Genomic DNA, 16,057 nt, shown 5'->3' with positions numbered 1-16,057 from the left:
TTTTTTTTTAAACTAAACACCATTTGAATTCATCCCAAAATCCCCTACATTTGTTATATGATACACGACCAACGCGCAGAAAAATTCAGGCAGATCGTGGAAAATAAATTCCAGATCTACAATTCATTATTTATGAGCCTGCCTTATGATAAAATGACGAATATCGGGATGTTGCTTCCATTTCTTTGTGAGGAAAGCAAAGTAGGTTACGAAGCCGGAAAAACTCCTGAAGAAATCGTTGAAGAATTCTTTAAAAATCATACCGATTTACAGACCGAAGAGCAGAAAACCGAACTGCTTTTTAAAATCATACAATATATTGAAAGACAGGTGGTTTTGTTTGACAGTATCGAAGATGCCGCCTTTCCGAATATGCACTCTGAAAGTGACAACGGAACGGTAACCAATATGTACGAACGTTCATTACAGGATCATAAACTGGAAAAAATTCGTGAAAAGCTTAAGGATTTTGCAGTGAAAATTGTTTTTACGGCCCACCCGACGCAGTTTTACCCAAATTCAGTTCAAAGGATTCTTCATGATCTTAGAAACGCGATTACGACGGATTCTATTACTGATATTGATATGCTATTGCAGCAGCTGGGAAAAACCCCGTTTGTCAATAAAGAAAAACCGACTCCGATTGATGAGGCTTTGAGCATCATTTATTATCTGAGATATGTTTATTATGACACAATTGGTGAGCTTTTCACAAAAATGAAAACAACTTTTGGGAACGACCATTTTCATTTGCATGAAGATTTGATCCAGCTTGGCTTCTGGCCTGGAGGCGACCGCGACGGAAACCCTTTTGTAACAGCAGATGTTACAAAAAGAGTAGCGGAAGAACTTCATTCTGCGATTTTAAAAGCGTACTATAATAATCTTAAATCTGTACGAAGAAGATTAAGTTTCCGTGGAGTTTCTGATGTGTTGACAAAGCTGAGTAATGAACTGTATTCTGCCATTTTCAGAAATGAAAAAATTACAGCAGAAGATATTATTAACAGACTTGAAGAAGCTGAAAAAATTTTGGTCGAACAACATAACTCATTATTTCTTGATCTTTTGGTGAATTTCAAAGACCGTGTGAAAATTTTCGGGACTCATTTTGCAACATTGGATGTGCGACAGGACAGCAGGATTCATCAACAGGTTATTAATGAGGTTTTTACTAAAGTTTTTGGAAATATTGAAGCGAGTAATGAGGAAAAATTCAATCAGTTGATTCAAATTTCAGATAAAGTCAATCCTGATGATTTTGAAGATATTGTAAAGGATACTTTATTAACGGTTACACAGATTTCAGAAATCCAGGAATTAAACGGTTTCAGAGGAATGAACCGCTATATTATCTCTAATTCCGATGCGGTAAAAGATGTGATGAATGTGTATGCATTTTTTAAAATTTGCGGGTATCAGGACGAAGAAATCAATATGGATATTGTTCCGCTTTTTGAGACGATGGAAGGTCTTGCCAATGCAGAAAATGTGATGAGTGATTTGTATCAAAATCCTATCTACAAAAAGCATCTTTTAAAAAGAGGAAATCAACAAACAATTATGCTTGGTTTCTCGGACGGAACGAAAGACGGCGGTTATCTGAAAGCCAACTGGGAAATTTACAAAGCAAAAGAACTTTTAACTAAACTTTCCGAGCAAAACGGAATTAAAGTCGTGTTCTTCGACGGCAGAGGCGGTCCGCCCGCAAGAGGAGGTGGAAAAACCCACGATTTCTACGCTTCTCAGGGAAAAACGATTGCGAATAATAAAATTGAATTAACGATTCAGGGACAGACGATCACAAGTATTTTCGGGAATAAAGAACAGGCAAAATACAACTTCGAACAACTTTTAACAGCCGGAGTTGAAAATGATGTTTTCAAAAATTCTAAAAAAGATTTAACCGAAAAAGAAAGAGAATTAATCATCGAATTAGCAGACATCAGCTATAAAAAATATTCAGATTTAAAGGCGCATCCAATGTTTGTTCCTTATTTACAGGAAATGAGTACGCTGGAATATTACGGAAAAACCAATATCGGAAGCCGTCCGTCAAAAAGAGGTGGCGGAAGTGAATTGAAATTTGAGGATTTAAGAGCCATTCCTTTTGTTGGTTCCTGGTCGCAGCTGAAGCAAAATGTTCCCGGATTCTTCGGATTCGGTTTTGCGATGCAGCAGATGAAAGAGCAGGGAAGATTTGATGAGGTTAGAGAATTGTATAAAGGTTCGGATTTCTTTAAAACATTGGTTTTGAACTCAATGATGAGCATGAATAAATCATATTTTCCATTAACGTATTATATTAAAAACAATCCGAAATTCGGCGAATTCTGGAATGTCCTTTTTGATGAATTTAATCTTTCTAAAAATATTATGCTTGAACTGACAGGCTTTAAAATGTTACAGGAAGAAGACCCCTTATCAAGAAAATCGGTTAAGATCCGTGAAAGAATTGTACTGCCGTTGTTGAGTATTCAGCAATATGCTTTAATGAAAATCCAGAAAGGTGAGGGTAATAAAGAAGCGTATGAAAAACTGGTGACGCGTTCTCTGTTTGGGAATATTAATGCGAGCAGGAATTCAGCGTAAATATCAGGTTTATTTGTTATTCACAAAGAAGCGTAATCGAAAATTATTTTAAATGCTTCTGGAATGACAGATATGTTTTTAAATTATACTAAGATGCTTCGACAAGCTCAGCATGACACTCCTAATACCAACTGTCTTATATAACAGTAAACTTTTAGCGGTGTCATGCTGAGCTTGTCGAAGCATCTGTATTAAGAATAAATAAAGCCTTCCAAATTTAGAAGACTTTTATTCTTTTATGAATTTTTCATAATAAACTTTATCCTTCGTCTGAATTTTCAGATAATAAACGCCTTTCGCAAAATCCTCAACTTTTACAGACTTTTGATTATTCACTTTATTAATCAGTCTTCCAAGATTATCGTAAATTTCCAATGATAAAACTTCACTTTCAGAAGCAACATTCAAGATATTTTTAACCGGATTTGGGAAAACAGCGATTTTTTCTTTTTTGACAAGCTCTGAAGTTGCCAGCACATTATTATAAAACTTTCCGAAATTAAGAATTCCAAAGCCCATTTGATCCGTGTGACCCGGATATAATGATGCCGTTTCTCTCAGTCTGTTTCTCATCAAATCTCTGTTCATTGTAGAAAAAGCCCCAATCAGACAGGCAACTCCGCCTGCTGCAACGGGTGTGGCGATTGAAGTTCCGGTAACTAAAGTCGTAGAATTGTTATTTACTGTTGTTGTATTGGTTCCTCTTGTGCTTCCGTCGGGTTTTACAACGCCTGAAGAGTTCGGGCCGTAAGAAGAAAAACCGGAAGAAGCTCCCGCAGAATCAACAGAGCCAATCGTGAAAACTTTCGCATTATCAGCCGGAGTTAAAAGGTAATGCCAAGGCAGCTGACCCGAATTCCCGGCGGCGGCAAGTACTACAATGCCTTTATTGACAGCTATTTCAGCACCTCTTGCGATAAAAGAAGTGGTTCCGTTCATATCCGAATAATCATAACTATATCTCGGATCATCAAAAGTAGAATATCCCAGCGATGTGGTGATGAGGTCAACGCCTTTTCTATCGGCTTCTTCAGCAGATTCGATCCAATATAATTCCTCTTCCGGAACTTCAATATTGGCGTTTTCACTTCGATACAAATAAAAATCTGCATCCGGCGCTGACCCCACAAAAGTATCCTGGATAAAACCTCCGATCGCACCCAAAACTACCGTTCCGTGAGCGTTGAGGGAAGGATTGTAAAGATCGGTTCCTTTGCTGACAAAATCATAACCGCCTTTGATATGATTATTCGTCCATAATCTTGAAAAAGCAGAACCGGTGTCTACGGTTGGAAATCCTGTGTCAATCACTGCAATCGTAACTCCGGTTCCTGTGTAACCCGCAAGATGAAGCGGACGAAGATTAATCTGATCGATCTGTTCCGAACCCGAGCCGTAATTAAAGGTTGTCAATGTTTTACCGGTAGAATTCGTGTTATTGAATTCATCCCATTTATTGGTATTTTGAATCTTTGTTCCTGAAGAATTATTTTTAGCAAAACTTTCTACAGACTGTACATAAGGTTGAGATTGAATCGTAACAATTTGTGCAGGGGTAGCATTTACGGCAACACCATTCAGCCATTTTGAATAATCAGTCACCGTAAACCCTAAATTCTGAATATTCTGGACATACGACTGCTCAATTGGTGCATCCTGGTCATTAAGAGCAATTCCCAGTGCTGTACGCCTGTCGAGGGACTTTTGGGTAAGCTCAGACAACGGATTGGCATAAAATGCAGCCTTGTTAGGCTTATCTGTAAAATACACAAAAACGAGCTGAGTCTGCGCAAAAGCAACCGAGTAACCCGCTAAAAGACAAAAGAGTAAGATTTTTTTCATATTTTATTTTTGATAAAGATAAAACAAAATCAATAAAATTTTTGATAGGATTTTAAAATCCTTATTTTTACAGAAATATTTATTTATGAAAAAGATTCAAATGGTTGACTTACAAAGTCAGTATTACAAAATAAAGAATGATGTAGATAATGCAGTTTTAAATGTAATGGATTCAGCGGCTTTTATTAATGGCCCTGAGGTAAAGTCTTTCCAGAATGAATTAGAGTCTTATTTAGAAGTTAAGCACGTTATTCCTTGTGCCAATGGGACAGATGCATTGCAAATCGCTTTGATGTCTCTTGACCTGCAGGAAGGCGACGAAATTATCACGGCAGATTTTACCTTTGCAGCAACAGTAGAAGTGATTCATTTGCTGAAACTTAAATCAGTTTTGGTAGATGTGGATTATGATACATTCACAATTTCAACGGAAGCGATCAAAAAAGCGATTACTCCGAAGACAAAAGCAATTATTCCTGTACATATTTTCGGACAATGTGCCGATATGGAGGAAATTTTAAAGATTGCCGAAGAACATAATCTTTATGTAATTGAAGACAACGCACAGGCAATCGGTGCTGAATATACTTTTTCTGACGGTACCGTAAAACAGGCGGGAACAATGTCAACAGTGGGAACAACTTCGTTTTTTCCATCTAAAAACTTAGGTTGCTACGGTGACGGAGGTGCTATTTTTACCAATAATGATGAATTGGCGCATCGTTTAAGAGGCATCGTCAACCACGGAATGTACGAAAGATATTATCATGATGAGGTAGGGGTAAATTCACGTTTAGACAGTATTCAGGCGGCAATTTTAAGAAAAAAGCTTCCTCATCTGGATACGTATAACGAAGCGAGAAAAAGAGCGGCAGATTATTACGATGAAGCTTTTGCGGCTAATGAAAATATTTTAACGCCAAAAAGAGCAGAAAATTCCAGTCATGTTTTTCACCAATATACATTGAGAATTCTGAACGGAAAACGTAATGAATTACAAAAATTCTTAACGGAAAAAGAAATTCCTGCAATGATCTATTATCCTGTAGCGTTGAGAAAGCAGAAAGCGTATTATCAGGAGAGTAACGACGCAGATTTTGTAAATACGGATAAGCTTTTGGATCAGGTGATTTCACTTCCTATGCACACGGAATTGGATGATGAGCAGCTGAAGTATATTACGGATGCTGTGTTGGAATTTATGGGATAATGAAAAGAAAGATTTTCAAATATAAGAGTGTTTGGGTATTAATATTCTTATTATCTTTATTTATATTCTTTTTATTTGGATATGGAATCATTAATGAACTTGATGAGATTAATAAAAATCCAATATCAGATCATTTAATGCTGTATATAGCTATTTTAATATTTTCTTTAAATTTTATTGGGTTGATGTTATTGATAGGAAAATCCTTTATTACTATTAAATTTTTAAATAGTTATTATTCGTTTCTCATATTTTTTTTAGTTATAGGACTAATAAGGAAGCGGCTATATCTAAATGACGAAATTACATATAATGACTTTAAATATAGCTTTATTATTTTTTCCAGTTTAGTAATTTTAATTTACCTAATCAATAAATTCAAATACAAAGAGATACAATATGAAAATATTGAAGAAATAGGAAAACACAATGATTAAAAATAACAATTACTAAAAAATGGCAATACTCGTTACGGGAGGTCTTGGATATATTGGTTCGCACACGGTTGTAGAACTTTTGAATAACGGCTTTGAAGTGGTTATCGTAGATGATTTATCCAATTCAGAGAAATTTATTTTAAAAAATATTGAGGAGGTTGCAGGCAAAAAGCCTGTTTTTTATCCTTTTGATTTAAAAAGAAAAGAGCTTCTTACGCAGGTTTTTGAGGCACATCAGATTGATGGATGTATCAATTTTGCGGCGTCTAAAGCAGTGGGAGAGAGCCAGATAAAACCGGTGGATTATTATGAGAATAATTTATTTTCATTAATAAATATTTTGCAGGAATTTAAAAGCAGAGAAATTTCAAACTTTATTTTCAGTTCATCTTGCACGGTTTACGGCCAGGCGGATCAAATGCCGATCAATGAAAATACCCCGTTGAAAATGCCTGAAAGCGTTTACGGAAAGACAAAACAGATGGGTGAAGAAATTTTGATTGATTTTGCAAAGGCATACAGCAGAAAAATTTCTTTGTTGAGGTATTTTAATCCGATCGGTGCACATCCTTCCGCGAAATTGGGTGAATTACCCATCGGAATTCCGAATAATCTTGTGCCTTATGTGATGCAGACGGCCGCCGGAATTCGTGAAAAATTGAGTATTTGGGGAAATGATTACCCAACAGAAGACGGAACAGCGGTTCGGGATTATATTTATGTTGTTGATCTTGCCAAAGCGCACGTTGCGGCTCTAAAAAGGTTAATGAATGAGCAGTCTGACGAAGCAATGATCGATATTTACAATCTGGGAACAGGCAAAGGCTCGTCTGTTTTAGAAGTGGTAAAAGCTTTTGAAACGGCAAATAATGTGGAGGTTCCTTATCAGATTTGTGACCGTAGAGAAGGCGATATTACAGTGGCATACGCCAATGTTGATAAAGCTGAAAAAGAGCTTGGCTGGAAGTCTGAAACATCATTGGAAGAAGCCTTGAGAACCGTTTGGGAATGGCAGAAATATTTAGATTCAAGAACAGTTTAAAATAAAGCTATGGCCTGGAATCCGGAAGTTTATGATCAGTTTAAAAATGAGCGTTCTGCGCCTTTTTTTGATTTACTGAATCTGGTTGAATCAAAAGATAATTTATCGGTGATTGATCTGGGTTGCGGAACAGGCGAATTAACCTCGAAATTACTGGATTATCTACAGGATTCTCATATACTGGGAATCGATTCTTCTGCCGAAATGCTTGAAAAAGCTAAAAATTTTGAAACAAGCCGGTTGAAATTTATTCAGCGCAATATCGAAGATCAGTTAAATTTAAATGATACTTTTGATTTAATAATCTCCAACGCAGCAATTCAATGGTGTAACAATCATAAGGAATTGTTTCCGCGAATTATCAAAATGATTAATCCTGGCGGTCAAATGGCAGTGCAAATCCCTTCAAATCATGAATTTATCGTTCATCAGCTATTGAGAAAAGTTGCCGAAACCGAACCTTATCAATCTGCTTACAATTCCTGGACAAGAGCATATACCGTTTTAAAAATTGAAAATTATGCTCAGATTTTATTCGACAATAAAGGAAGAGATATTACCGTTTTTGAAAAAGTATTTCCTCACGTGATGCAGGATGCAGAAGCAATTTACACTTGGGCTTCAGGTACGGCAATGATTCCGTATATTGAAAATCTTCCGGGCGATGATTTAAAAGAAAAATTTAAACAAGATTATAAAAAAGAATTAGAAAACGTGTTTCCTGAATCTCCGGTCTTTTATCCGTTTAAAAGAACGTTTATATCAGCGAAATTTTAATAAAATGCATATATGAAAACAGAAAGAATAGGCATTACATTTTCTTCGTTTGACCTGCTGCATGCGGGCCACATTAAAATGTTGGAAGAGGCTAAGACAGTTTGCGACTATCTTATTGTTGGCCTCCAGATCGACCCCTCACATGATCGTCCTACCAAAAACAAACCTACTCAAACGATTGTAGAAAGGTATATCCAGCTAAAAGCCGTGAATGCCGTAGATGAAATTATTCCTTATTATACTGAACAGGATTTGGAAGATATCTTAAAATCTTTCGTTATAGACGTAAGAATCATTGGTGATGATTATATGGATAAGGACTTTACAGGAAAAAAATACTGTGAAGAAAAAGGAATAGAAATCTTTTATAACAAAAGAGATCACAGGTTTTCCTCGAGTGATCTGAGAAAAAGGATCTATGAAGCTGAAATGGAAAAAGTTTCAAGAGCTGAAAAAGTAAAATAAAAAACTCCCGAAAATTAATTTTCGGGAGTTTTGTTTTATCATAAAAGCGAATTACATTGGCCCGCCTTGCTCATCGCCGCCCGTATCATTGGCATTGATGTCTTTTTTCTTCTTAGACTGCTCTATTTTCTCTCCCTGTTTGAATCTGTAAGTGAACGAAAGCGCAAATTGTCTTGGCTGCCATTGCATATAAGAATCTCTTGTGAAATCTGTAGAATATGTAGTAGACTGCATAGCTCTTGTATTAAAGATATCCTGAATATTGAAACTGATCGTTCCATTGCCATTCCAGATTGTTTTTGAAGCTCCGAAGTTGATTGCGTACATATCTTTTCTGTCCTGACTTTCAGTTTTTTGTCCACCTCTATAAAAACCTTGAATCTGGAAGCTGAAAGTTTTATCAACTTTAAATGTTGATGTCAATCTCGCTCTTGTAGAGAAACCACTACCTTCGAAAGACATTGGTTTATCCATTGTTGAAGGATCATAGTAAGTACCTGTAGTTTTATAACCGAATAAGTCTACATTCCCTAAGAATTTTAACCATTTAGTAGCATCCCAGTTAAAGTTGAAATCCATACCATATCTGTCATCATTACCTAAGTTGATAGGTTTTGTATGGAAAACCGGAAGACCATTTTCTGTTGTTTTGAAAACCAGCATCTTCACATCATCTGTAGAATGTCTGTAGTAAAGAGTAGGATTAAGTGTAAAACTCTTTTTAGAAATGCTGTAACCAAATTCGTATGAATCTACATAAGAAGGATTAAGATCAATATTTCCGTCGAAGATGTTTTGGTTATCATTATAACTTGGGTTAGGAATCATGAAGAAAGAACGCGGACGGTCAATTCTTCTAGAATAATTTATCAAAAACTGATTGTCTTTCGCAATATCATAGCTTAAGAAAACACTTGGGAAAAGATTGTTGTAATTTTTAGTTTGATTTTTAGCTAAACCTGAAAGATTTAAATAATTAATATCAACCTTAGAAACTTCATCTCTTAACCCTAACTGATATCCAAGTTTCCCGACTTTACTCTTAAACTGAAGATAGAATGCATTAAACATTTCCTTATAATTCGCATTGTAAGAATAATCTCCAAGATAAGCCGGAATAGTACTCGGAGCAAGAGTTTCCATTACCATATTGTCGTAATCGTTGTTATTGATGTCTAATCTATAACCCGCTTCTACTTTTGAAACTTCACCAATCGGAAGCTCGTAATCTGCTTTTGCTACAACTGTTTTATTGATCGTTTTCTGATCTATATTATCCTGAAGTAAGAACGCTCCGTTCGAAGAATCATTAACATCAGTTCCGTTATTTGAACGGTTTCTTTGTAAACTTACTGATAAGGAAATATTCTGACCTTTATCGTCAAATTTATGATCCAAACCAAAATCTCCCTGGAATGCAAGGTTGTTATTGCTTCCTGTATTTAATCTTTGTCTGAATGCGCTTGAACCGTTTAAATAATCGTAATTATAATTTACAGTTCCTAAATTATCACTATCGAAAGTTCTTACCGTTCCTGAAGCATTTACAGAAGTTTTGTCGGTAATATCGAACGTTAAACCTCCGGAAGCATTATAATTGTTACTTTTATTTTTTGTGATTGATTCCTGATCTGTATAAGTACCGTCCGTAGGATTTATAGCATTGGTGAACCAAGTTTGGCTTCTGTTAGTATTTTTAGACTCTCTGTAACCGCCGCCGCCATTTAAGAACCAGTTGAATTTTCCTTTTCTCCAGCTAAGATTTGTGTTCATACTGGTTTGTGGCAAATATCCCAAAGTTCCCGTTACACTACCATTGAAACCGGTTTTCTTATTTTTCTTTAAAATAATATTTAAAATACCTGCAGTTCCGCTTGCTTCAAATTTTGAAGAAGGATTGGTAATTACCTCAATTTTTTCGATCTGATCAGCAGGAATACTTTGTAAAGCGTTAGCTCCATCGTCAATTCCCAGAAGGGCAGAAGGTTTTCCGTTGATTAAAAATTTTACGTTTGAACTTCCTCTCATTGAAACAGTTCCGTCAGTATCCACAGAAACTGAAGGTACATTTGAAAGTACATCCTGAAGATTTCCTCCTTTACTTACAATATCCTGAGAAGGATCATACGTTTTTTTGTCTAATTCTACCTTATAAGCTTTCGTAGTGGGAGCAGTAAGTACAATGCCCTGGATTTCTCCTGTTTTGATATTGGTAGCGCTTGTTTCAGGCTCAATGGAGAAAGCACCGATGCTTCCTGCAGCTGTAACCTGCTTATTGGCGATTACATTTTTTTTGTAATCGATTGCCTCTACTGTTATATCGTAATTTCCGGGAGTAAGATCCACTTTGTATTGCCCTTTTTCATCGGTAAGCGCAGCGTCACTAAACATCTTATTCTGTTTATTGCTGAAAGTAACTGATGCATAAGGCACTGGCTGATTGTTTTTATTAACAACACTGCCCGAAACACCTACTTTTTCCTGTGCAAAAGCAAAAGCTGCCGCCGAAAGTACAAAAGTAAGCCCTAAGGTTTTTTTAGTGAAAATGTTGATAATTTCCGTCTGGTTCATAAGGTATTGTTTGTGTAAAATCGTGAAAATATTCTTCTTAATATTATGAAATTATTAATAAGATAAATATCAAAATAATACGATTTGTTTATTATTTGTAATGTATATGTCGCTTTAAAAAGCTAAATGTTAATTGTTAAATTGTTAAAATAAAGTTAAATTTATTTTTTATTTTATATTCTTTGAATTCAGCCAGTCTTGATACGCTTTTGCATTGATAGCATGCTCTTCTGCACTTGCCGTAAACTTGTGATACCCGAATCTTGCAGGGTCTGCACACATAAAGATAAAGTTGTTGTTTTCGGCATTCAGAACGGCATCTACCGAGTTTTTGTCTACGATACAGATAGGTCCCGGAGGAATTCCTGCATTCGCGTACGTATTGTAAGGCGACGGCGTAGATAAATGTTTATATAAAACTCTTTTTATTGACTCTTTAAAATTTGTCTGCTTATTAATGGCATAAATTACGGTCGGGTCAGATTGTAGCTTCATGCCTTTTCTGTAACGGTTTAAATACAATCCGGCAATCGTTCTCATTTCATCCTTTTTCCCGCCTGATTCTTTATAAACAATAGAAGCTAATGCATAAATCTGATCTCTCGTCAAGCCTGACTGCTGTTCTTTTGCTTTTCTTTCGCTGTTCCAAAAATCATCATACTGATCATTGAATTTCTTAAAAAACTCTTTCGGAGTCACCGTCCAAAAGAAGTTGTACGTATCAATGAAAAAGTATTTTTTTAAATCTTCAGCATTATTATATCCTTTTTCTGTAGCGATCGAATTAAGATCTTTTACAAACTGTAAAGAATCTTTTTCCGTTTTCTTGGTCACTTTTCCTACCATCTGATAAATATCCCCGAAATCCCCGATTCTGAAAGAGTTTTCAGTCTGATTTCCGGCTTTGATCATATTGACAAGGTTGGTGTTTCCCATTCCGCTTTGGAAATGGTAACGGCCCGCTTTAAAATATTTTTCAAGGTCTTTATCTTGAGCTACGGCTTCAAAAGATTCTTTATTTTTTACATACGGAGTAATAGAATCAAGGATTTGCTTAAAATTCGCATGATGAGGAATTAAAACATATCCGTCTTTTTCTACGTTGTTCCCGTAATATTTAGCATAAAATCTAAAACCAAAAAATCCTGCCACAACAAAAATTAGCAGAATGATAATGAGAATAGCTTTTTTCATTATTAAAAATTGTTGATTAAAGTTATTTGCTTACAATAAGTCTATCTTTCCTCTAAATACCTGCTTTGCGGGACCTTCAAGCCAGATATTCTGGAAAGAATTTCCGTTTTTCTCAGCATACACTTTAAGATTTCCACCTAAAGTTTTAACTTTTACAGAGATTAGATTATTTTTTTCAAGAAAAGTTAAAGCCGACGCTGTAACTCCTGTTCCGCAGCTGAAAGTTTCGTCCTCAACGCCTCGTTCATAGGTTCTTACGAAAATTTCATCATCAGTAATTTTTTCAACAAAATTTACATTGATGCCTTTTTCTTTATAATTTTCTGAATTTCTGATACCATGACCTTCTGCAAAAACGTTATAATTGACGATGTCTTCTACATATTTTACATAATGAGGCGAGCCGGTATTTAAAACAGCGTCTTCTCCGTCATTAGAAATGGTATTGACATCGATCATTTTTAATTTTACGATTCCGTTGTGGATTTCTGCGTCGTGCTCACCGTCGATCGCGATGAATTTGCATTTATTTTCAAATATATCAAGGAAAAAAGCAAACGCAACGAGACATCTTCCGCCGTTTCCGCACATGGTGCTTTCGCCGCCGTCTGAGTTGTAATAAACCATTTTGAAATCGTAGTTGTCGTCATTTTCCAATAAAATAAGACCATCCGCACCGATCCCGAAACGTCTGTCACAAAGCTTTTCGATCATTTCTTTGTCTTTTGGGAATTGCAGATCACGATTGTCAATCATTACAAAATCATTTCCCGTCCCTTGATATTTATAAAATTCCATATTGTATCTTGTCTAAAAATGAACTTGCAAAATTACTACAATTAAAACAAAAAACGAACAGGGTAAGCTGCTCGTTTTCTTATTTATAATCGTTTTATCTAAATCCTCCGCTTTCGTTTCTCGTTGGAGTGTTATTTTGCGGGGTGTTATTGGGTTGAGGACTCGGTTGAGGAGTATTTCTAAACCCACTGTTTGAGTTGGAATTATTGTTGGAAGATTCATTTCTAAAGCCACCGGAGTTGTTTTGAGGTCGCTGCTGGGTTGGTTGCTGCTGGTTGTTTCTGAACCCTCCGCTATTCCTGTTCGGTCTGTTGGAGTTATTGTTGTAATTCGGCTGTCTGAAACCGTTACCATTAGAATTTCCGTTTGTACCGTCATTCACACCACCTCTGAAGCCGTTGTTTGGTCTTTGTGAAGTAGTTGTTCCTGTAGATCTTCTTTCTACATACACTTTTCTACGGGAGTTGTTATAATTATAGTAATAATAAGGAACCCCGTTATCATAGTAATAATTGACATCATTTCTATAGTAATATCCGTCATTACCATAATATCCTCCGCCACCGTAATATCCCTGTGGAGCATAGTAATATCCATCATTATAATATGGATCGCCATATCCGCCATTATTTGCATATCCGTCAGAATAGGCCAGGCAAGATGTTAAAGTAGCTATAGTAAATAGACTTAATGCTATTCTAAGTAAATTTTTCATGACTTTATTGTACTTTTTTCTTTTAAACTTTTTTTCCAGTTGACGAATCCTATGATCGCCATTATTGTAAATACCAAATATTGAACCGAAGTGATTCCGAGCTCCTTAAAAATCATCATGGGCATGCAAATAAAATCTCCGATGATCCAGAAAATCCAGTTCTCAATGCGCTGTTTCGCCATAAACCACATACCGACTAAAAATAGGGAAGTCGTGAAAACATCCAGCCAGTTTGCCCAATCCAGATGATACAAACCAAGCGTTGTCCCTTCCATCGAAAAATGATTGTCAATAAAAGGTTTATAATAATAAATGACCGTTACCAGCAGCAAACTTACGATAAAAAGAAAAATTGCAAAAAACCATTCTTTTTTCGTTGCCCAGCTTACTTCTACATGCACATGATCGTTTGAATTTCTATACCACAAGATCCAGCCGTAAATACTCATCGCCGTATAATACACATTAATCATGCAATCTCCGAGCAATCCGAAGTTAAAAAGAATGTAAACATAAATTAATGTGGAAATAATCCCGGTAGGATAAACCCAAATGTTTTTTTTAATGGAAAAATAAACACTGAGGATTCCGAAGAAAGTTCCGCTTGCTTCAAGGAGAATTTGTGATGTAGTGTAGCTTTCGTAAGGTTTTACGAAAAGATCATATAAATTCATGTGATCAAAAATAAACAAAAATTTACACACCTGAAAATGCTTTAAATAATATGTAAATCAGAATTTTAAGTTTTTTAATTTAAAATAAATCATTAAAATTTGTCAATAAACGTAAAGGTCCGTAAAATTTTTATATTTTCGTAAATCTTTAAATAAAATGAAATATGTCTAAAATTTGGACCAAAAAACCCATGAGTGCTTTTGAGAATGACATGAAAAGCAGTCAGCTCAAAAGAGTACTAGGTAAATGGAGTCTTACAGCTATCGGAATCGGAGCAATTATCGGTGGAGGAATTTTTGTACTTACTGGTACCGGCGCTTATTATCATGCAGGACCTGCATTGGCTCTTTCTTTCATCATTGCCGGAGTGGCGTGTGTATTTGCAGCGCTGTGTTATTCAGAATTTGCATCCATTTTACCTGTAGAAGGTTCTGCTTATGCCTATGCATACGGAACTGTAGGTGAGATTTTTGCTTGGATCATCGGCTGGGGGCTTATCCTCGAATACGCGATGGGATCTATGACGGTGGCAGTATCCTGGTCCGGATACTTTAATAAACTACTCAAGATGTTCGGTCTTCACTTACCGGATTATCTTACTTCTGATCCTGCAAGCTACACAGGAGAAGGTTTTTCAATGAATTTACCTGCTTTTCTGATCGTTTTATTTGTAATTTCTATTCTGATCAAAGGAACGAAGGAAGCTGCTAAAGCGAACAACCTTATTGTAATTATGAAGGTTTCAGCGGTATTATTTGTAATTATTGCCGGTGTATTCTTTATTAATACTGCAAACTGGGATCCGTTTATTCCTGCACAGAAAATGGTAATGGAAGGTGAAAATATGAAAGAAGCTTACGGTATCCAGGGAGTTGTTTCCGGAGCGGCGGCTATATTTTTCGCTTATGTAGGATTCGATGCGGTTTCTACACAGGCTGGTGAAGCGATTAATCCTAAAAAAGATGTGCCTTTTGCGATCATTGTATCACTTTTGGTATGTACAGGATTGTATATTTTGGTATCATTGGTTCTTACTGGAATGATGAATTATCAGGATTTTGATCCTCACGGTAAATATCCTGATGCTATTAAAGCTCCTGTGGCTTATGCATTTGAAATTGCAGGTCAGGGTTGGGCCGGTTATATTATTACCATTGCTGCAACAGTAGGTTTGATCTCTGTATTGATGGTAATGATCATGGGACAGTCAAGGATTTTCCTGGGAATGTCTAAAGACGGATTGATCCCAAAAATGTTCAGTGATGTGCACCCGGTAAGAAAAACTCCGGCAAAAAGCTTAATGCTTTTAGGTATTGTTATTGCAACGATAGCTTCTCTTACTCCGATCAGCAAGCTGGCGGATATGACGAGTTTCGGAACTTTGTTTGCTTTCACAATGGTTTGTGTAGCGGTTTGGATTTTAAGAAAAAAAGAACCGAATATGCCGAGAACATTTAAAGTTCCTGCATTACCTGTTATTGCAACATTGGGAATCCTTATCAATGTTTATCTGATCTGGAACCTGAGCCACGAAGCAAAATACCTTTCATTGGCATGGCTTGGTCTGGGTGTGATTATTTATTTCACATACAGTCTTAGAAACAGTAAGCTCCACAAGGTCGGTTACGGCGAAACGTTCAAAGCAGAACAGGAGCCTTTACAGAAACCTGATTTAGATTTATAAATTAATTAATATAAATTCAAAAAATCCACAGAGAAGTCTGTGGATTTTTTATTTT

The 16,057-nt window shown here is 36.0% G+C and carries 12 protein-coding genes; 6 read left to right on the top strand and 6 right to left on the bottom strand.

What is annotated here, in order from left to right; all coding sequences use genetic code 11:
• Nucleotides 1-57 precede the first annotated feature (57 nt).
• Nucleotides 58-2,592: a phosphoenolpyruvate carboxylase gene (locus BLT04_RS00625; protein ID WP_089752667.1), complete on the top strand. Its 2,535-nt coding sequence runs from the start codon at nucleotides 58-60 to the stop codon at nucleotides 2,590-2,592.
• 228 nt (nucleotides 2,593-2,820) lie between these two features.
• On the opposite strand, the gene BLT04_RS00620 is transcribed toward BLT04_RS00625, so the two are convergent.
• Nucleotides 2,821-4,434, bottom strand: coding sequence for a S8/S53 family peptidase (locus tag BLT04_RS00620; protein ID WP_089752664.1), 1,614 nt, complete (start codon nucleotides 4,432-4,434; stop codon nucleotides 2,821-2,823).
• 85 nt (nucleotides 4,435-4,519) lie between these two features.
• Between BLT04_RS00620 and BLT04_RS00615 the strand changes: the two genes are divergently transcribed.
• From BLT04_RS00615 to BLT04_RS00595, 4 genes are all read left to right on the top strand, one after another.
• On the top strand, nucleotides 4,520-5,644 hold the full coding sequence (locus tag BLT04_RS00615; protein ID WP_089752662.1) for a DegT/DnrJ/EryC1/StrS family aminotransferase: 1,125 nt from the start codon (nucleotides 4,520-4,522) through the stop codon (nucleotides 5,642-5,644).
• 456 nt (nucleotides 5,645-6,100) lie between these two features.
• Nucleotides 6,101-7,123 carry a UDP-glucose 4-epimerase GalE gene (gene galE / locus BLT04_RS00605; protein WP_089752657.1) on the top strand — a complete coding sequence of 341 codons (1,023 nt, stop codon included), beginning with the start codon at nucleotides 6,101-6,103 and terminating at the stop codon, nucleotides 7,121-7,123.
• A 9-nt stretch (nucleotides 7,124-7,132) separates the two neighbouring features.
• Entirely contained in the window at nucleotides 7,133-7,900 is a 768-nt protein-coding gene (locus BLT04_RS00600; protein ID WP_089752655.1) for a methyltransferase domain-containing protein, read from the top strand.
• Between the two features lie 12 nt (nucleotides 7,901-7,912).
• Nucleotides 7,913-8,365 (top strand): adenylyltransferase/cytidyltransferase family protein, encoded by a 453-nt coding sequence (locus BLT04_RS00595; RefSeq protein WP_089752653.1) that lies wholly within the window; start codon nucleotides 7,913-7,915, stop codon nucleotides 8,363-8,365.
• A 51-nt stretch (nucleotides 8,366-8,416) separates the two neighbouring features.
• Here the strand turns inward: BLT04_RS00595 and BLT04_RS00590 are convergent, their stop codons facing one another.
• The 5 genes from BLT04_RS00590 to pnuC all read right to left on the bottom strand — a co-directional run bounded on the left by BLT04_RS00590 (nucleotide 8,417) and on the right by pnuC (nucleotide 14,317).
• Nucleotides 8,417-10,936 carry a TonB-dependent receptor gene (locus BLT04_RS00590; RefSeq protein WP_089752652.1) on the bottom strand — a complete coding sequence of 840 codons (2,520 nt, stop codon included), beginning with the start codon at nucleotides 10,934-10,936 and terminating at the stop codon, nucleotides 8,417-8,419.
• 168 nt (nucleotides 10,937-11,104) lie between these two features.
• On the bottom strand, nucleotides 11,105-12,130 hold the full coding sequence (mltG, locus tag BLT04_RS00585; RefSeq protein WP_089752650.1) for an endolytic transglycosylase MltG: 1,026 nt from the start codon (nucleotides 12,128-12,130) through the stop codon (nucleotides 11,105-11,107).
• A 30-nt stretch (nucleotides 12,131-12,160) separates the two neighbouring features.
• A complete protein-coding gene (gene dapF / locus BLT04_RS00580) occupies nucleotides 12,161-12,928 on the bottom strand; it encodes a diaminopimelate epimerase (protein ID WP_089752648.1) in 768 nt (255 codons plus the stop codon).
• 94 nt (nucleotides 12,929-13,022) lie between these two features.
• On the bottom strand, nucleotides 13,023-13,643 hold the full coding sequence (locus BLT04_RS00575; RefSeq protein ID WP_089752646.1) for a hypothetical protein: 621 nt from the start codon (nucleotides 13,641-13,643) through the stop codon (nucleotides 13,023-13,025).
• On the bottom strand, nucleotides 13,640-14,317 hold the full coding sequence (gene pnuC / locus BLT04_RS00570) for a nicotinamide riboside transporter PnuC (protein WP_089752644.1): 678 nt from the start codon (nucleotides 14,315-14,317) through the stop codon (nucleotides 13,640-13,642). The genes BLT04_RS00575 and pnuC overlap by 4 nt, the downstream gene beginning before the upstream one ends.
• A gap of 164 nt (nucleotides 14,318-14,481) precedes the next feature.
• Here pnuC and BLT04_RS00565 point away from each other — a divergent pair, with 164 nt between their 5' ends.
• Nucleotides 14,482-16,002 (top strand): APC family permease, encoded by a 1,521-nt coding sequence (locus BLT04_RS00565; RefSeq protein ID WP_089752642.1) that lies wholly within the window; start codon nucleotides 14,482-14,484, stop codon nucleotides 16,000-16,002.
• The last annotated feature ends 55 nt before the right edge of the window (nucleotides 16,003-16,057 follow it).

The organism is Chryseobacterium soldanellicola, assembly GCF_900100115.1.
Classification (GTDB): domain Bacteria; phylum Bacteroidota; class Bacteroidia; order Flavobacteriales; family Weeksellaceae; genus Chryseobacterium; species Chryseobacterium soldanellicola.
This window is presented reverse-complemented; position numbering and strand designations above follow the sequence as displayed.